Origin of the sequence: Vogesella aquatica, assembly GCF_028548455.1 — a bacterium.
GTDB classification, from domain to species: Bacteria; Pseudomonadota; Gammaproteobacteria; order Burkholderiales; family Chromobacteriaceae; genus Vogesella; species Vogesella aquatica.
Map to the genome: position 1 here is coordinate 1 of NZ_JAQQLF010000025.1, position 17467 is coordinate 17467.

The window sequence follows — 17467 nt, forward strand, 5'->3', positions numbered from 1 at the left end:
CAGCAAGCTGTCCAGTAGTGCGTCAGGTACGTTGTGATTTTTCGAGCTCATTGTGCCTCCAGACTAGGTAGCAGTTTCCTGCCAAATGTCCGTTTACACAAAATTCAGTACACGCCCGGTATCGGTTATTCCGTGTCCTGGCTGGAAGTCAAAGCCACCCACGGCGGCGGCCCTGCAATGATCAAGATTGGTCGCCGTGTCATGTACCGCAAGGCCGATGTGCTGGCTTGGCTGGAAGAAAACAGCCGCACAGTGACCAGCACCAGCCAGCTTGCCGCATAGGGGGTCGCCATGAACAAAATCATTCAGGCCGACTTCAACGGCCAGGCGATGCACTTCACTACTGATGCCTGGTTCAATGCCACAGAAGCTGCGGAGAAGTACGGCAAGCGCCCAGTTGACTGGCTCAACCAAGACGGCACGCGTGAGTACATCGCCACGCTAGCCGACATGCTCAAATGTGAGCCTGGCTCACTTTTGAAAACCAAGCGCGGCAACAACGGGGGCACCTGGATGCACCCGAAGCTGGCGGTAGCCTTCTCCCGGTGGCTGGATACGCGGCTGGCCATCTGGTGTGACATGCAGATTGACGGCCTTATCCGTGGCACCGCCCAGCCCGAGGACTGGCGCAAGTTCCGCATTGAAGCATCCAGCCGCTTCAAAGGCGTTTGCGAGATGCTGAGCCTGACCCGACAGGCAGACGGCAAGATTACGGCAAGACACCACTACATCAACGAGGCCAGGCTCATCAACTGGGCATTTGCTGGCAGCTTCGCCCCCATAGAGCGTGACAGGCTGAGCGCCAAGGAGCTGCGCTTGCTGGAGCGGCTGGAGGCACAAGACATGGTGCTATTGGGCCGTGGCATACCCTACGAAGAGCGCAAGGCAGCCTTGCTGACCTTCGCCCAGCAGCAGCGTCAGAGCATGGACTTGCCCATGCTTGCGGCTTGAGGTGACACGCCATGCGCCTTGCCTACCAAACCACAGCGAGCCATAATGCCCCCGTGCCGTTCAATAGCGGCACCGGGATTGGCGTCCCGAACGATATGGCGGACAGCCGCCTTGCGGCTATTTTTACGTCCGTCTGCAACACCATTGGTGCGCCCTTTTCTATGGCGGGCCGTGGTGGGAGCGTGCTTGCACGCGCCGGTTTCCATATCGCCGGTACGCCAATCCCGCCACGTGCCTGCCACCCCCGATTGGCGTCGGGAAGCAGGTCTCTATCAGATATGGAGGCCACCATGCCTAGCATCGCCCTGCGCGTCGTTCGCGCCCTGTTCCCTGTTTTCTCTGTTCCTGTATCTACCGTACCGACCCATGCCCAGGCATGCGCTATGGCGCGTCTGCTGGTGTCGCAAGGCAAGCGCGTGGCCATTGCCCCCGTTGCCCAGGGTTTCACCGTGTCGGAGGTGAAAGCATGAACACCACTACCGCCAGCGGCGTAACTGTCGCCGCCACCCTTGCCCCAGTAGCTGTTATCACCATGAAGCCCCAGCCGGTGGCGGCCATCACCCTGACCGCCTTTGCTGATGGCCATGTCAGCATCCAGCGCGATGGCGACCTAGATGCAATGCAGGACGTGCTGTGCCGCATCCTTGCCCAAACGCAGGCGATTAAGCAGGCCGCCTTGTCCTTGCAGCGCCCCGGTATCACCCAGCCCGTGGCCACGGTCGCCCTTACTGCCTTTTCTGACAGCAGCATCCGTATTCAGCGTGTAGGCGACACCAGCACGCTACTGGCTGCCCTCGCCCAAGCCCTGACCCAGCAGCAGGCCGTTACGCCTGCCACGCCCCTGCAGTAGAGGTAACAACATGGACAAGAAACTGATTGCCCTGCCAGCGGGCAAGGCCACCGGCTTGCCGGCGTATCGCTGCGGTGCGGCCCTGGCTGTTGAAGTGCTAGACCGTATCCGCGCCCAGGCACGAGCCGGTGAAGCGGTAACGCCGTACTGGCTGGCCGACGCCCTGAACGGTTTGCCACCAGATAGCCGGCGTGGCTTTCTGGTAGTGGTGGCCTGCTATGCAGCAGCAGCGGGCGCGGTGGCTGATGATGTTGCAGTGCGTGACAAGATCAGCACCATCATTGAGCTGATGACCGATATCGACCCGCAAGGAGGTGCCGCATGAATGCCCCGTACCGAGCGCCAGGCGACGATATCCGCGCAGCACTGGCTTACCTGGACGCCCACGACCGCGACAAGTGGGTAATGCACGGCATGGCCGTGAAATCGGAGCTGGGCGAGGCCGGTTTCCCTATCTGGGATGACTGGAGCCGCACCGCCGACAACTACCAGCCCAAGGCAGCACGATCTGTCTGGAAGAGCATTAAGCCCGCTGGCCGTATCACCATTGCCAGCCTGTTTGCCGAGGCCATCCAGCACGGCTACCGCCCGACCGCGCCTTACCAGCCACCCAGCCCCGAGGAGCGGGCCAAGATCGAGGCCGACCGGCAGGCAGCCCAGGCAGAGGCCGAGGCGCTAGCCCAGCAGCAGCGGGACGCAGCCCGGCAGAAAGCGGCCAACCTGTGGGGGCGTGGCCATGCTGTCAGCAGCGAACACACCTACCTGCAGGCCAAGGGTATCCAGCCCAAGGGCGCGGCCCAGCTGCGCGACATGCTGCTTATCCCGCTACGGGACGGCGGCGAGCTGGTGAACCTGCAGATCATTGGTGCCGATGGCGGTAAGCGTTTCCTGACGGGTGGCCAGGTCAAAGGTGCCTCGCTGGTGTTGGGCCAGATCAAGGGCGCGGCCACCGTGCTGCTGTGTGAAGGCTGGGCCACGGGCTGCACCTTGCACCAAGCCACGGGATTGCCGGTGGTGGTGGCTTTCAACGCCCACAACCTGGTGACGATCGCGGGCCGGCTGGCCAGTGCCCTGCCGGTGGATGTGCAGGTGCTGGTGTGTGGTGATACAGACGAAAGCCTGACCGGCCAGAAAGCGGCCAGCCGCGCTGCCGAGTTGCTGCAGGGCCGTGGCCGTTCGGTGGTGCCGGTATTCACCCAGGAGCAGGCCGAGCAGTACCGCCAGCAGCATGGCAAAGCGCCAAGCGATTACAACGATCTGCACCAGCTGGCCGGGCTGGAAGAGGTCAAAAAACACATTCTCCGGGGTGACTTAAAAATGGTGGGTACAGTGGGTACAGTGGGTACAAACCAGCTACAACCCGCGCCAGATAAGGCTGATAGCCGTACCCACTTTTCTGTACCCCCTTCCGAATGTACCCACTTTTCGGACGAAATCAGCCCGCAAACGCCACAAGGCGACTCCCCGTTCTTCGTGTCGGAGGGTATCCCCGGCCAGCCTTCCGGGGTGTATTGGTGCGACCCATCCGACGATGGCAAGAACAGGCTGTGGTGGCTGTCTTCGCCCCTGTACATTCTGGGCGAAACCCGCGACGCCAATCAGAGCAACTGGGGCCGCCTGCTGGCTTGGCAGGATAACGACGGCCACCCGCACCAGTGGGCTTGCCCGGTAGAAATGTTGGCCGCCAGCGACACGGCAGAATTCCGGCGTGAACTGGCGCGGGGTGGGCTGACCATTTCCACCAACGGCAAGGCCCGGCAAAAGCTGGTGGATTACGTGCTGACCCATCGCCCCGAGTCCGCCACCCGCCTGCGCTGCGTGTCCCGTATCGGCTGGCATGATCTGCGCTATGTGCTGCCTGCCGCTGTCTATGGCGAGCAGGACGGCGAGGGCGTGATCTATCAGGGGGCGGACAGTGGCGACTTTGACCACGCAGGCACCCTGGCCGAGTGGCAGCAGCACATTGCCGGCCCGGCAGCCGGTAATAGCCGCATTGTGTTTGCCATTTCCGTGGCCTTTGCTGGTGTGCTGGCAGACATGGCTGGCGAGTCGGGCGGGGGCTTCCACTTCGTGGGCACCACCAGCAAGGGCAAAACGTCCACGCTGCTGGACCCTGCCGCCAGCGTATGGGGCAGCCCTGACCGCTTCGCCAAGAAGTGGCGCACCACACAGAACGGCCTGGAGGCGCTTTGCCTTGGCCGTAACGATGGCCTACTGATACTGGACGAACTCGCCCAGATCGCCGCGACAGACGCCGGGGGCGCGGCCTACTTGATCGCCAACGGCCAGGCCAAGGCCCGTATGACCAAGGAAGGCGGCAACCGCCCAGCGCAAACATGGCGCGTGATGCTGCTGTCTGCCGGCGAAATCGACCTGGCCCAGCACATGGCAGAGGCCGGCAAAACCGCCAAGGGTGGCCAGATGGCCCGCTTGCCCGCCATCCCTGCTGACGCCGGGGCCGGTATGGGTACGCTGGAGCAGCTGCACCACCACCCCAACGGCCAAGCCTTTGCCGATGCCATGAAGGCCCACACCCGCCAGTATTACGGCACTGCCGGGCAAGCCTTCCTGCAGCAGCTGACCAGCGGGGCCGAACAGGAAACCATCCGGGCAGATGTGCGCGAAAGTGTGACCGCCATCATTAGCAATCTGGGTGTGCCCAACGGAGCCGCCGAGGAAATCGGACGGGTAGCGGCCCGCTTCGCCCTGGTGGCCTTTGCCGGTGAGCTGGCCACCCGCTACGGCGTGACAGGCTGGGCACCTGGTGAAGCGTACCGCGCCGCCCGGCAGTGCTTCCGTGAATGGCTGGCCGAGAACAACACCGGCCTGGCTGCTGATGATCGCGCCTTGTTCGCCCAGGTGGCCGCCTTCATGCAGGCGCACGGTTCTACCCGCTTCCCTGACCATGATGCAGACCCAGAATCTATGTCACGCCACCACAACCGGGCAGGCTTCCGTTACACCGACGAGGCCGGCGAGCTGCAATTCTGGGTGCTGTCGGAGCCGTTCAAGAAAGAGCTTTGCAAGGGGTTTCAGCCCCTGGCCGCTGCCCGCTCCCTGATTGGCGCCGGCTGGATGTTGGCCGGCGACATCGAGGGCAATAAGCGGAGAAATACCCGGCAGAAGCGTATCAAAGCGTTGAATTCTGCCAAGGTAAACGTGTACATCCTGACCAGCGCAGCACTGGAGGGCGACGAATGAGCATCCCCGATTGGCTGGCCACCAGCCTGCAGCACACGGCCCAAAACCCCGCGCTGTCTGCAAAAAGTGGGTACAAAATAGAAGTGGGTACAAAAGTGGGTACAGCTGAAAGCCTTACCCAGCAAGGGTTTCAGGGGTTTGTACCCACTGTACCCACTGTACCCACCAAAAAACAGTCACCCGGAAAAACGACTGAAACCGGGGGTAATACCCCGGCAGTCGCGGCGAACGATGCCGACACCGGCCACCCCATCCCTGATGATCTACCCGGGCTGGTGTCGCGGGTCGCCACGCTGGAAGGTTGGCCGCAAGACTTGCAGGCCGAACACCTGGCCATCATCCGCCGTCAGCTGGTGTCCGGTGAGTGTGACGCCGATACCATCCGGGCCGGCTGGCTGGCGCATATCGACCGCTGGCACAACGTCCGCGAGGCCATCGAGGAGCGGGCCGCCATCATGGAGTACGACGGCGGCGTACCGCGCAAGCAGGCCGAACAGTTGGCCGCAGCAGATAACCAGTGCCTGGCCTGCCGCCACTGGCGGGGCGAACTGACCACTACCGATGACCGCACCATGGCGCTGTCGCTGGTGAGCGTGAAGCAAGCGCCAAGGGCCAGCCGCACCATAGGTATCTGTGCTAAGCGGTATAAGCCTTGGCGGGTGTCCAACATCCCCGGCGATGCCGATTACAGCCGCTGGCATATCGTGGGGCATTGCGGGTGGGAGGCTGGGCAAGGAAGGTTGGCCGCATGAAGCAGCGCAAGGGGCTGGCCGGTGACGTGCTGGCCCTGCTGGTGGATGTTGGGCGCGGCCTGACGCTGGGCCAGATACAGCACTACCTGCCGGGCCACTGTGAGCTGTCCGAGCTATCCGCCACGCTGGCCAGGCTGGCGCGGCAGGGGGAGGTGTCCGTGGTGATGGTAGAGCGTACCGCCGACAAGGGCCGGCGCATGGTGAAGCAGTACAGCACGAGGAACGAGGAGGGGAGCGCATGACTGCGCCGTGTGTGGATTGGCCGCAAGTGATTGCGGATATTGCTCATGCCGGTATCAGTTACGGCGACATATGCACAGAAACAGGGGTGAGCCGTGACAAGCTTTGCCGCTATAGCAAGCATGGCTCAGAACCGAGGCACAGCGATGGCATGGCGCTGCTGGCGCTATGGTGTCACATCACAGGGCGTGAGCATGAAGCGGTGCCAGTAGTGGGCATGGCTGAAGGTGCGGCGGTGTCCTCATCCTCGTTGTCCGCTGGTGTGAACCAGCAGCATCACCCGGCAGCCGTCTTTCCGGTGGTCAGCCATGCCCGAGAGGAAGCATAGCACTGCCCCGTGTGAGGAGGCACCGCCGGCGCCAGAAATGGCGTTTGCCCTGTTGAGAAATGTTGAGGTGCCGATACGCCGCGCCTGGCTAAGAAATGCTCAGGTATCGAGCAACCTAAGAAAACCTAAGGCTGCATCTTCCTATCGCCAACCGTGACATAACGTAACGTGCCGGCTGGTGTAGGTGGCTACGGCGTAGCGAAGCACTACGAACGTATCAAAGCAATACGCCTTGCCGTGGCCACCTTCGCGGCTGGCAGTGCCTTGCCCCCCAGGGTAGGGAAGGGAGGGGGGGTATCGAAACCTTGTGATGCCCGCCCCTCTAGACCGCCCGTATTCCCACGTGCGGATTTTTTCCCCGTTTCACAGCCTTTAACATCCTGCCGGCAGCGGCATGCATCCGGCGCCTGTCCTTACCGGGCATAGCTTTGAATGCGTGCAGAATCGCCCGGGGCGTGTTGACGGTTTAACAATCTGGGCCACGGATTAACAGCGGTTTAACAGTGATGGTCGAGCAATTACGGAGAATCCCGGAGGCGCGGATAAGCAGGGAAGAACCTGATAAAACCTGAAATGGCGATACGCGGGGTATCTTGCGGCTGAGTGCCAAACAGGGCGTGGGGTTGAGGTGCCAGCCTGTTAGTAAAAGCTAGTACCGCGAGCCCAGTAGGTGGGGTAGATGTTGAGAAATGTTGAGGTCTCAGCAGCCGAAATTCATCCTGCTGCCTACATGGTGCCTACACGGAGAAAAGGGAAAGAAAAAGGACCTGCAGCATGTGCTGCAAGTCCTTGTTTTCTTTGGTGGGCCCCCCGGGAGTCGAACCCGGCACCAACGGATTATGAGTCCGCTGCTCTAACCAGGCATGAGCTAGAGGCCCTGAAGGGGGTCAATTATAGCAAATAATTTGCTTATTGGTTACCCGGTTCGTTGTCCAGGAAGCTGCGCAGGCGCTCGGAGCGGGTAGGGTGGCGCAGCTTGCGCAGGGCCTTGGCTTCGATCTGGCGGATACGCTCGCGCGTTACGTCAAACTGTTTGCCTACTTCTTCCAGCGTGTGGTCGGTGTTCATGTCGATGCCGAAACGCATGCGCAGTACCTTGGCTTCACGCGGGGTGAGCGAGTCCAGTACTTCTTTGGTGGCGTCGCGCAGGCTGGCGTACATGGCGGCTTCGGCCGGGGCTACGGTCACCGAGTCTTCGATGAAGTCGCCCAGATGGCTGTCGTCGTCGTCGCCGATCGGGGTTTCCATCGAGATAGGCTCTTTGGAAATCTTCATGATCTTGCGGATCTTGTCTTCCGGCATCTCCATTTTTTCGGCCAGCTCGGCCGGGTCCGGCTCGCGGCCGGTTTCCTGCAGGATCTGGCGGCTGATGCGATTCATCTTGTTGATGGTTTCGATCATGTGTACCGGAATACGGATGGTACGTGCCTGGTCTGCAATGGAGCGGGTAATGGCCTGGCGAATCCACCACGTAGCGTAGGTGGAGAACTTGTAGCCACGGCGGTATTCGAACTTGTCCACCGCCTTCATCAGGCCGATGTTGCCTTCCTGGATCAGGTCGAGGAACTGCAGGCCGCGGTTGGTGTATTTCTTGGCAATGGAGATCACCAGACGCAGGTTGGCCTCGATCATTTCGCGCTTGGCCAGACGGGCTTTGGTTTCGCCCGACGACATCTGGCGGTTGATCTCTTTCAGATCGTTGATGCTCAGCATGGATTTCTGCTGCATATCGGCGATCTTGGTCTGCTTCTCGATAATGGCGTATTTGAAGCGGCCCAGTACGTCGGACCAGTCTTTGCCACTGGCGATTTCTTTTTCAACCCACTCCAGCTTGCATTCGTTGCCGGGGAAGCTTTTTACGAAGTACTGGCGGTCCATGCGTACGCGGGTCACGCAGATGTCCAGGATTTCGCGTTCCAGCTTGCGGATGCCGTTGACGCGGCTACGCAGGCTTTCGCACAGGCTTTCGATCTGGCGGGTGGAGAAGCGCACGCCCATGAACAGCTCGGTGATGGCGGCCTGGGCTTCGTTGTACTGTTTGCTGGCGAAGCCGTGTTTTTCCAGGGCTTTGAGCAGGTCGGCGTATTGCTCGCGTACCTGGGCAAAGTGGGCCAGGGCTTCTTGCTTCAGCTCTTCCAGGTTGGCTTCGCTGACGGCAGCTTCGTCGACAGCTTCGTCTTCTTCGTCTTCTTCTTCGTCTTCGTCCAGCTCGGTGTCTTCTACCACCGGCTCGGCAAACTCGACGGCTACCGCGGTGTCGGCTTCGGGGTCGATCATGCCATCGATGACTTCATCGATGCGCAGCTCGCCGGCTTCCACGCGGCTGATCAGCGCCAGGACCTCTGCCACGGAACCCGGGCAGGCGGACAGCGCCTGAATCATGAACTTCAGGCCTTCTTCGATACGCTTGGCGATAACGATTTCGCCTTCGCGGGTCAGCAGCTCTACCGAGCCCATTTCGCGCATGTACATGCGTACGGGGTCGGTGGTGCGGCCGAACTCGGAGTCGACCGAGGACAGGGCGGCTTCGGCTTCTTCTACTGCGTCTTCGTCCGCTACGGCCGGGGTGGCGTCGGACATCAGCAGGGTTTCAGCATCGGGCGCTTCGTCGTAAACCTGGATGCCCAGGCCACCAATCATGGTGACGATGTTTTCGATCTGTTCGGCGTCGGAGACGTCTTCGGGCAGGTGGTCGTTGATCTCTGCATACGTGAGATAGCCACGTTCCTTGCCCAAAGCAATCAGCTGGCGCAAGCGTTTACGCTGCTCTTCCAGGCTCATTGGCTCGGTTGCCGGTTCGTTGTTCTGTTTCTTGGTGTCGGGAGATGCCGCCATTTGGTTTCCTGCTCGAAAAAGCCGAAAAAAACAATTGATTATATCACAACTACGTGTACGGGGCTCGGTCAGCTGGCTGGGGTTGGCCGCATGCGGCGGGCTAGCAGGGTGCGCAGAAGCTGTAGTTCTTCTTGCGACAGGTGCTCGTAGCCTTTGTTAGACAGTGTCGAAACCAGCTCGTCATCGTAGCGGTCCATGAGTTTGTCAAAACCCAGCATGAAGTTTTCCCGGTCCAGCTCGTTGGGATTGATGAATTCTTCACTTCTGAGTTGTGAGTCTTGCAGCACCGAATCGATGATGGACTCGTGCTCGGTATGGCGGAAACCTTCCGCCAGCACGGCGCAGCTGGGAAGCTGTTCGCTGGCTTGTACTCTTTCGATAATGGCCACCAGGGCGGCCATTTCGCCTTCGTATATCTCGTTTTCGCGAATCTGTATGGCCAGTGCCCATTCCGGGTTCATCAATACGTCGCGTATCTGCTTGCGCATGATGGGTGTGCTGGCCGGGCGGGTGGATTCGCGTGGCAGGCGGTATTCGCGCCGGCCTTTGCGTTCGGGCCGGCTGTGGCCCATCAGCATGTCGATCTCGTCGACTTCCATCTGCGCCAGCTCGGCCAGGCGCTTCTTGATGATATAGCCCAACATGGGGGCGGCTATCTGGTCTAGCAAGGGTTTGGCTTGCTTGATCAGCTCGGCGCGGCCTTCGGGGCTGGACAGATCGACGCTGGCGGTGAGCTCGCGCGTGAAGTAGGCCGATAGCGGGATGCTTTGTTCGCGCAGCGCGGCTTCGAACGCGTCGCGGCCGTGCTCGCGGATATAGCTGTCCGGGTCGTGCTCTTGCGGCAGAAACAGAAAGTGCAGTGCCTTGCCGTCTACCAGCTGCGGCAGGCAGTTTTCCAGTGCGCGCCAGGCGGCTTTCTGGCCGGCTTTGTCGCCATCGAAGCAGAAGTACACCTGGTCGGCGTGGCGCAGCAGTTTGCGGACGTGTTCGCCGGTGGTGGCGGTGCCCAGCGTGGCCACGGCGTATTCCACGCCGTATTGCGCCAGGGCGACCACGTCCATATAGCCTTCTACTACCAGCACGGCATTGGCGTGGCGGATAGCCTGGCGGGCTTCGTACAGGCCGTACAGCTCGCGCCCTTTTTCGAACAGCGGGGTTTCCGGCGAGTTCAGGTATTTGGGCTCGCCTTTGCCCAGTACGCGGCCGCCAAAGCCGATGATGGCGCCGCGCTGGTTGCGGATGGGAAACATCACGCGGTCGCGGAAGCGGTCGTAGCGGCGGCCTGTGTCTTCGGCCTCGATCACCAGGCCGGATTCCAGCAGGGCGGGGTTCAGGTACTCGCTGAAGACGGCTTGCAGGTTTTGCCAGTCGCCGGGGGCGTAGCCCAGGCCGAAGCGGGCGGCAATTTCGCCGGTAAGGCCGCGGCCTTTCAGGTAGCTGATGGCGTTAACGGCGCTTTTGAGCTGCTGCTTGTAGTAGGCAGCGGCCTGGCTGAGGGCACTTTCCAGCGACAGCTGCTTTTCGCGCGCGGCGCGGCTGGCCTCGGGGTTGGCCGCACGTTCTTGCGGTACTTGCAGGCCGATGCCTTCGGCCAGGTTTTTGACGGCGTCCACAAAGGGCAGGCCCTGGTATTCCATCACGAAGCCGATGGCCGAGCCATGCGCACCGCAGCCAAAGCAGTGGTAGAACTGCTTGGTGGGGCTAACCGTGAAAGACGGGGATTTTTCTTTGTGGAACGGGCAGCAGGCCATGTAGTTCTGGCCTGCTTTTTTCAACGGGACATAGCGATCCACCACGTCGACAATGTCGACGCGGGAGAGTAACTGATCGATGAAGTCCTGCGGGATCATCCGGCGGGCTTAGCCGGCCAGCTTGGCTTTGATGCGGGCAGACACGGCGCCCATGTCGGCACGGCCGGCCATGTGCGGTTTCAGCAGGGCCATGACTTTGCCCATGTCCTGCATGCCGGCCGCGCCGCTGGCGGCGATGGCGCCGTCGATCATCACGTCGATTTCTTCGGCAGTCAGCTGCTGTGGCAGGTAGGCGGTCAGTACGGCCATTTCGGCTTTTTCTTTATCGGCCAGGTCCTGGCGCTGGGCGGCTTCGTACTGGGTGATGGAGTCACGGCGCTGTTTCAGCATTTTGTCCACCACGGCAGTGATGCCGGCGTCGTCCAGCTCCACGCGCTCGTCCACTTCTTTTTGCTTGATGGCCGCCATCAGCAGGCGAATGGCTGCCAGACGGTCGGTTTCGCGGGCTTTCATCGCGGTTTTCATGTCTTCGGAGATGCGGGCTTTCAGGCTCATGATGGGATCCGTGCGTGGTGGGGTAAGGTTGGCCGCAGCAAGGCTGCAGCCAGCGCATAAATGGCAAAACCGCAGGGCGGGCCTGCGGTCTTGTGCTTGCTACCGTAAAGCTTAGAACAGCTTCGGTGGCAGCATTTGGCTACGGATACGCTTGTAGTGGCGTTTCACGGCAGCAGCTTTTTTACGCTTACGTTCAGCGGTTGGCTTCTCGTAGAATTCGCGTGCGCGCAGTTCGGTCAGCAGACCGGTTTTTTCGATAGCGCGCTTGAAGCGACGCATGGCAACTTCAAACGGTTCGTTCTCTTTAACGCGGATAGTCGGCATTTAGCTGAGGTCCTTAAATCTTTTGGCTTGAGGCATTTCTGCCTCGAGGAAAATGAGTATTCTAAACAACGTTGTAGCTTTTGTAAAAGCCAGATGCGTGGCAACGGGTATTAGTGTGCACTGCGCATCATCCCGAACGGGAAGAAATCACCCCCTCACGTGGCGAACTCGGTGTCGCCGAATAAAAGCGTTTAGGCATACGCCCGGCCAGGTACGCTTCGCGACCGGCCTGGACGCCCAGTTTCATGGCCAGTGCCATACGCACAGGGTCTTGTGCGGCGGCAATGGCGGTATTCATCAGTACCCCGTGGCAACCCAGCTCCATGCCGATGGTTGCGTCCGAGGCGGTACCTACGCCGGCGTCAACCAGCACAGGGACATTCGATTGCTCGATAATGAGCTGCAGGTTCCACGGGTTCAGTATGCCCATGCCGGAGCCGATCAGGCTGGCCAGCGGCATGATGGCGCAGCAGCCTATCTGTTCCAGCTCTTTGGCGACGATGGGGTCATCCGAGGTGTAAACCATCACGTCGAAGCCTTCCTTCACCAGGGTTTCGGCGGCTTTGAGCGTGTCGCGTACGTTGGGGTACAAGGTATGCGGGTCGCCCAGTACTTCCAGCTTCACCAGGCGGTGGTCGTCCAGCAGCTCACGCGCGAGGCGCAAGGTCCGCACAGCGTCGTCTGCGGTGTAGCAGCCTGCCGTGTTGGGCAGCAGTGTATACCGGTTTTTTGGCAAAAAGTCCAGCAGATTCGGCTCGTTAGGGTTTTGCCCCAGGTTCACGCGGCGGATGGCCACAGTGACAATCTCGCAGCCGGAGGCGTCCAGCGCGTCGGCGGTTTGCTGGAAGTCGCGGTATTTGCCGGTGCCAACCAGCAGGCGGGATTGGTAGGATTTTCCGGCGATGATCAATGGGTCTTGCACGCTTGGTCCCTTGCTAAAGTTAACCGCCGCCCACGGCGACGACGATTTCCAGCGCATCACCCTCTGTGAGCGGGGTGTTGGCATGCTGGCTACGCGGTACGATTTCGCCATTGCGCTCGATGGCAATGCGCTTGCCGGTGAGGCCCAGCTCGGCAATCAGGGCGGCCAGGCTGTCTACGTGCCCGGAGAGCGTGCGGTCTTCACCGTTAATGCGGATGCAGGGCATGGTGCTAGCGTCTTTCTGCGCGCTGGACGACTTCCACTTGCTGAACCTGTGCCAGCACTTTTTCCAGATGCTGCAAGTTGTCTACCTGCAGGCGGAAGTGAATGTGGATGTAGCCGTCCTGGCTGTGGTTGTCTTGCGTGTCGACGGTTTCGATATTGGCCGAGGCGTGCGAGATGGCGGCGGCAATGTCGGCCAGCGCACCGCGCTGGTTAAACGCCAGAATGCTGATGTTTACCCCGAACATGCGGTCTTTTACCGTTTCCCAGCGTACTTCCAGCAGCTTTTCCGTTTCCACGCGCTGCACGTTATGGCAGCTGCCGCGGTGAATCAGCAGGCCCTGGTCTTTCTTGGCAATGCCGACGATCTGGTCGCCCGGTATCGGGTTGCAGCAGCTGGACAGGTGGATGGCTGCGCCTTCGTTGCCACGGATGGCAATCGGGCCCAGCGCGGCCTGCTGTGCCTGCTGGCCGGATAGTTCCAGCAGCTTGCGCGCCACCACGGCGGCCAGCTGTTTGCCGGTGCCGATGTCGGCCAGGATGTCGCTGAAGCGGCGGTTGCGTTCGCCCAGGCGTGCCAGTAGTGCCTCTTCCAGCTCGGGCGTGATGTCCGGCTCGAAGGCCGACAGCGCACTGGCCGCCTGGCGCAGCAGCTTTTGCCCCAGCTGGATGGCGTCCTGCGCCTGTAGCGACTTCAGGTAGTTGCGGATGCCGGAGCGTGCACGGCCGCTTTGCACGAAATTCAGCCACGACGGGTTGGGCTTGGTTTGCGTGGAGGTGATGATGTCCACGGTGTCACCGTTACGCAGCACGCTGCGCAGCGGTACCAGGTTGTGGTTCACGCGGGCGGCGATACAGCGGTGGCCCACGTCGGTGTGTACCGCGTAGGCAAAATCCACCGGGGTGGAGCCATGCGGCAGCACGATAATCTTGCCCTTGGGTGTAAACACGTACACCTCGTCGGGGAACAGGTCGATCTTGATGTGTTCCAGGAACTCGACGGCGTCGTCGCTCTCGGCCTGCATGTCCAGCAGGCTTTGCAGCCACTGGTGCGTGCGCTGCTTGGCGGCATCGATGCTGGCGTGGCCGGATTTGTACATCCAGTGCGAGGCGATGCCGGCTTCCGCTACCGCGTTCATTTCGCGGGTACGGATCTGCATTTCCACCGGTGTGCCGTAGGGGCCGAACAGGGTGGTGTGCAGGCTCTGGTAGCCGTTGCCCTTGGGGATGGCGATGTAGTCCTTGAACTTGCCCGGAATCGGCTTGTACAGGCTGTGCAGCGCCCCCAGCGCCAGGTAGCAGCCGGGGTTGTCTTTCACGATGATGCGAAAGCCGTAGATATCCAGCACTTCGGAAAACGACAGGCTTTTTTCCTGCATTTTCTTGTAGATGCTGTACAGGTTTTTCTCGCGGCCCTTGATGGTGGCCTCGATATTGGCCTCCACCAGCTTCTGGCTTACCGCTTTCAGGATCTTGTCCACCACCTCGCGCCGGTTGCCGCGTGCCGCGCGCACGGCTTTGGACAGCACGTGGTAGCGGTGCGGGTGCAGGTGCATGAACGCCAGGTCCTGCAGCTCGCGGTAGACCTTGTTCAGGCCGATGCGGTTGGCGATGGGGGCGTAGATTTCCAGCGTTTCCAGTGCAATGCGCTGGCGCTTGTCCTCGCGCATGGCGTCCAGCGTGCGCATATTGTGCAGGCGGTCGGCCAGCTTCACGATGATCACGCGGATGTCGCGCGCCATCGCCAGCACCATCTTGCGGAAGTTTTCCGCTTGCGCGGTTTCCTTGGTCTGGTATTCCAGCTTTTCCAGCTTGGACAGGCCATCGACCAGGTCGGCGATGGTGCGGCCAAACTGGTCGGACAAGGTGGGCTTGGTGACCCCGGTGTCTTCCAGTACGTCGTGCATCAGCGCTGCGGCCAACCCCTGGGCATCCAGCCGCCAGTCGGTGAGCATGCTCGCTACCGCTAGCGGGTGGGTGATGTAGGGCTCGCCGCTTTTGCGGGTCTGGCCTTCGTGCGCGTCGCGTGCCGTGATGAAAGCCTGGCGCAGCAGCTGCACGTCTTCGGGCTTCAGGTAGCGCGACGCGGCCAGGAATAACGCCTCGGCCTCGGCGTCAACGAGGGCGTTGTAGTCGATAGGGGAGGCGTTATCCGCGGTCATCGGCAGAATCAGCCTTTGTGGCGGGTCAGGATTTCGCGGCCAACGTGGCCACCGGCGATTTCGCGCAGGGCAACAACGGTAGGCTTGTTACGGCCTTGCTCTACAAAAGCGGTGGCACCGGAGGCTACCTGACGGGCACGGTAGGCTGCTGCCAGGGTCAGGTCGAAGCGGTTGTGGATGCGGTCGAGGCAATCGTCAACGGTAATACGGGCCATGGTGTGTCTCTTTCACAAAGGGTGAAGCAAAAAGATAAGGGATTGTGCGATCGGGATAAAGCCCTAGCGCGGCGTTTGCATGCCGGCAATGGCGTCGGCATGGCGCTGCAGCTGGCGGGCAGCCTGCAGGCGCTGGCTGCGGATCACGCTGATCAGGTCCAGGCGGGCCTGGTCGAAATCATCGTTCACGATCAGGTAGTCGTATTCGGCAACCTGGTCGATTTCCATGCGTGCCTCGGACAGACGGCGCTGGATCACTTCTTCGCTATCGGTGGCGCGGCCGCGCAGGCGGGCCTCCAGCACCGGCAGTGACGGCGGCAGGATGAATACCGCCACAGCTTCGCCAAAGACCTTGCGCACCTGGCGTGCGCCCTGCCAGTCGATTTCCAGCAGGATGTCGTGGCCTGCGGCCAACCTGTCGCGCAGCCAGCGGGCGCTGGTGCCGTAGTAGTTGCCGTAGACCTCGGCGTATTCCAGGAAGTCGCCGGCGGCGATCATGGCTTCAAAGGCGGCGCGGTCGACAAAATGGTAGTTCTTGCCGTCGACTTCGCCTTCGCGCGGGGCGCGGGTTGTATAGGAAACCGACAGCTCTACGCCGGGTTCAGCCTGCAGTAGTGCGGCCACCAGCGAGGTTTTACCGGCGCCGGAAGGGGCCACCACGATAAAAATCGAGCCTTGGGCTGACGTCATGTAAGCGCTTCCTAACTAACTTGAGCAATATTTCAGGATACCACAAGGCGCTGTTGTGGTTAAGCAGGGCTTGCCGCAGACAAACTGCAGCGCAACAAACAAGCGTTTCAGGTTAAAATCGCGCGTTTTTCAAACAGTTACGTCTCAAAAGACGAGGGGAGGGCATGTCATCATGCTAGAAAGCTTCTTCAAGCTTAAAGAGCACGGCACCGACGTCAAGACCGAGGTCATTGCCGGTTTCACCACGTTCCTGACAATGGCTTACATTGTTATCGTGAACCCGGCCATCCTGTCGATTACCGGCATGGATTTCAACGCCGTGTTTGTTGCTACCTGCCTGGCCGCCGCGCTGGGTACCGCCATCATGGCGCTGGTGGCCAACTACCCGATCGCGCTGGCACCGGGTATGGGCCTGAACGCCTACTTTACCTTTACCGTGGTAAAAGGCATGGGCGTGCCGTGGGAAGCGGCGCTGGGTGCCGTGTTCATTTCCGGTATCGTGTTCCTGGCGGTGAGCCTGTTCAAGGTGCGCGAAGCCATCGTGAACGCCATTCCCCAGTCGCTGAAGTTTGCCATTTCGGCCGGTGTGGGCCTGTTCCTGGCCATCATCGCGCTGAAAAACGCCGGTGTGGTAGTGGATCACCCGGCCACCCTGCTGACCATGGGCAATATGCACGACCCGAAAGTGCTGCTGGCCATTCTGGGCTTCTTCATCATCGTGGCGCTGGAGTACCGCAAGGTACACGGCTCCATCATCATTGGCGTACTGACGGTGACGGCACTGTCCATCATGCTGGGTCTGTCCAACTTTGAAGGCATTTTTGCCCCGGTGCCGAGCATCGCGCCGACCTTCATGAAAATGGACCTGCAAGGCGCCATGACCGCCGGCCTGCTGGGCGTGATTTTCGTGTTCTTCTTTGTCGATCTGTTTGATACCACCGGTACCCTGGTAGGTGTGTCGCACCGTGCCGGCCTGCTGGACAAAGACGGCAAGCTGCCACGCCTGAAGCGCGCGCTGATGGCCGACTCGGTGGCTATCACTGCCGGTGCCGTGATGGGCACCTCGTCCACCACCGCGTATATCGAATCGGCTGCCGGCACTGCCGTAGGCGGCCGTACCGGCCTGACCGCGCTGGTGGTGGCCATCCTGTTCCTGGCCTGCCTGTGGATTTCGCCGCTGGCCAAGACCGTACCGGCTTACGCTACCGCACCTGCACTGTGCTATGTCGCCGTGCTGATGACGCGTGGCCTGGCCGAGATCAACTGGGATGACCTGACCGAATCCGCCCCGGCGGTGATGACTGCGGTGGCCATGCCGTTTACCTTCTCGATTGCTGACGGTATCGCTTTTGGCTTTATCAGCTACGCCGTGATCAAGATCCTGGCTGGCCGTTTTGCCGACCTGAAGCCTGCAGTACTGGTGATTGCCGGCCTGTGGGTAGTGAAGCTGGCGTTCTTCCACTAAGGCA

The 17467-nt window shown here is 61.0% G+C and carries 19 protein-coding genes and 1 tRNA gene; 10 read left to right on the top strand and 10 right to left on the bottom strand.

The window, feature by feature from the left end; translation table 11 throughout:
- Positions 1–132: 132 nt before the first annotated feature.
- From PQU95_RS16150 to PQU95_RS16190, 9 genes are all read left to right on the top strand, one after another.
- A complete protein-coding gene (locus tag PQU95_RS16150) occupies positions 133–282 on the top strand; it encodes a MerR family transcriptional regulator (RefSeq protein WP_272752967.1) in 150 nt (49 codons plus the stop codon).
- Between the two features lie 9 nt (positions 283–291).
- A complete protein-coding gene (locus tag PQU95_RS16155) occupies positions 292–951 on the top strand; it encodes a KilA-N domain-containing protein (RefSeq protein WP_272752968.1) in 660 nt (219 codons plus the stop codon).
- Positions 952–1241: 290 nt separating this feature from the next.
- Positions 1242–1421, top strand: coding sequence for a hypothetical protein (locus PQU95_RS16160; protein WP_272752969.1), 180 nt, complete (start codon positions 1242–1244; stop codon positions 1419–1421).
- The gene (locus PQU95_RS16165; protein ID WP_272752970.1) at positions 1418–1801 is read left to right on the top strand and encodes a hypothetical protein; all 384 of its coding nucleotides are present in this window, start codon (positions 1418–1420) and stop codon (positions 1799–1801) included. The genes PQU95_RS16160 and PQU95_RS16165 overlap by 4 nt, the downstream gene beginning before the upstream one ends.
- A 10-nt stretch (positions 1802–1811) precedes the next feature.
- The gene (locus PQU95_RS16170) at positions 1812–2126 is read left to right on the top strand and encodes a hypothetical protein (protein WP_272752971.1); all 315 of its coding nucleotides are present in this window, start codon (positions 1812–1814) and stop codon (positions 2124–2126) included.
- Positions 2123–5002 carry a DUF927 domain-containing protein gene (locus PQU95_RS16175; protein WP_272752972.1) on the top strand — a complete coding sequence of 960 codons (2880 nt, stop codon included), beginning with the start codon at positions 2123–2125 and terminating at the stop codon, positions 5000–5002. Before PQU95_RS16170 ends, PQU95_RS16175 begins: the two co-directional genes overlap by 4 nt.
- Positions 4999–5754: a hypothetical protein gene (locus PQU95_RS16180; RefSeq protein WP_272752973.1), complete on the top strand. Its 756-nt coding sequence runs from the start codon at positions 4999–5001 to the stop codon at positions 5752–5754. The genes PQU95_RS16175 and PQU95_RS16180 overlap by 4 nt, the downstream gene beginning before the upstream one ends.
- Entirely contained in the window at positions 5751–5996 is a 246-nt protein-coding gene (locus PQU95_RS16185) for a hypothetical protein (RefSeq protein ID WP_272752974.1), read from the top strand. The genes PQU95_RS16180 and PQU95_RS16185 overlap by 4 nt, the downstream gene beginning before the upstream one ends.
- Positions 5993–6322 (top strand): hypothetical protein, encoded by a 330-nt coding sequence (locus PQU95_RS16190; RefSeq protein WP_272752975.1) that lies wholly within the window; start codon positions 5993–5995, stop codon positions 6320–6322. The genes PQU95_RS16185 and PQU95_RS16190 overlap by 4 nt, the downstream gene beginning before the upstream one ends.
- Before the next feature lie 799 nt (positions 6323–7121).
- On the opposite strand, the gene PQU95_RS16195 is transcribed toward PQU95_RS16190, so the two are convergent.
- The 10 genes from PQU95_RS16195 to gmk form a co-directional block, all read right to left on the bottom strand.
- Positions 7122–7200 (bottom strand) — tRNA-Ile (locus PQU95_RS16195).
- A 31-nt stretch (positions 7201–7231) separates the two neighbouring features.
- Positions 7232–9157, bottom strand: a complete 1926-nt coding sequence (rpoD, locus tag PQU95_RS16200) for an RNA polymerase sigma factor RpoD (protein ID WP_272752976.1) — start codon at positions 9155–9157, stop codon at positions 7232–7234.
- A 68-nt stretch (positions 9158–9225) separates the two neighbouring features.
- Positions 9226–11007 (bottom strand): DNA primase, encoded by a 1782-nt coding sequence (gene dnaG, locus PQU95_RS16205; RefSeq protein WP_272752977.1) that lies wholly within the window; start codon positions 11005–11007, stop codon positions 9226–9228.
- A gap of 9 nt (positions 11008–11016) precedes the next feature.
- Positions 11017–11463: a GatB/YqeY domain-containing protein gene (locus tag PQU95_RS16210; protein WP_017509861.1), complete on the bottom strand. Its 447-nt coding sequence runs from the start codon at positions 11461–11463 to the stop codon at positions 11017–11019.
- A 111-nt stretch (positions 11464–11574) separates the two neighbouring features.
- On the bottom strand, positions 11575–11787 hold the full coding sequence (gene rpsU, locus PQU95_RS16215) for a 30S ribosomal protein S21 (RefSeq protein ID WP_026108126.1): 213 nt from the start codon (positions 11785–11787) through the stop codon (positions 11575–11577).
- 127 nt (positions 11788–11914) lie between these two features.
- A complete protein-coding gene (locus PQU95_RS16220; RefSeq protein ID WP_026108125.1) occupies positions 11915–12709 on the bottom strand; it encodes a thiazole synthase in 795 nt (264 codons plus the stop codon).
- 19 nt (positions 12710–12728) lie between these two features.
- Positions 12729–12935 (bottom strand): sulfur carrier protein ThiS, encoded by a 207-nt coding sequence (gene thiS / locus PQU95_RS16225; protein ID WP_272752978.1) that lies wholly within the window; start codon positions 12933–12935, stop codon positions 12729–12731.
- Positions 12936–12939: 4 nt separating this feature from the next.
- Positions 12940–15099, bottom strand: coding sequence for a RelA/SpoT family protein (locus PQU95_RS16230; RefSeq protein WP_441375284.1), 2160 nt, complete (start codon positions 15097–15099; stop codon positions 12940–12942).
- Positions 15100–15101: 2 nt separating this feature from the next.
- Positions 15102–15308 carry a DNA-directed RNA polymerase subunit omega gene (gene rpoZ / locus PQU95_RS16235; RefSeq protein WP_017509856.1) on the bottom strand — a complete coding sequence of 69 codons (207 nt, stop codon included), beginning with the start codon at positions 15306–15308 and terminating at the stop codon, positions 15102–15104.
- 63 nt (positions 15309–15371) lie between these two features.
- The gene (gene gmk, locus PQU95_RS16240) at positions 15372–15998 is read right to left on the bottom strand and encodes a guanylate kinase (protein ID WP_272752979.1); all 627 of its coding nucleotides are present in this window, start codon (positions 15996–15998) and stop codon (positions 15372–15374) included.
- A gap of 172 nt (positions 15999–16170) precedes the next feature.
- Between gmk and PQU95_RS16245 the strand changes: the two genes are divergently transcribed.
- Positions 16171–17463, top strand: coding sequence for an NCS2 family permease (locus tag PQU95_RS16245; protein WP_272752980.1), 1293 nt, complete (start codon positions 16171–16173; stop codon positions 17461–17463).
- Positions 17464–17467: the final 4 nt, after the last annotated feature.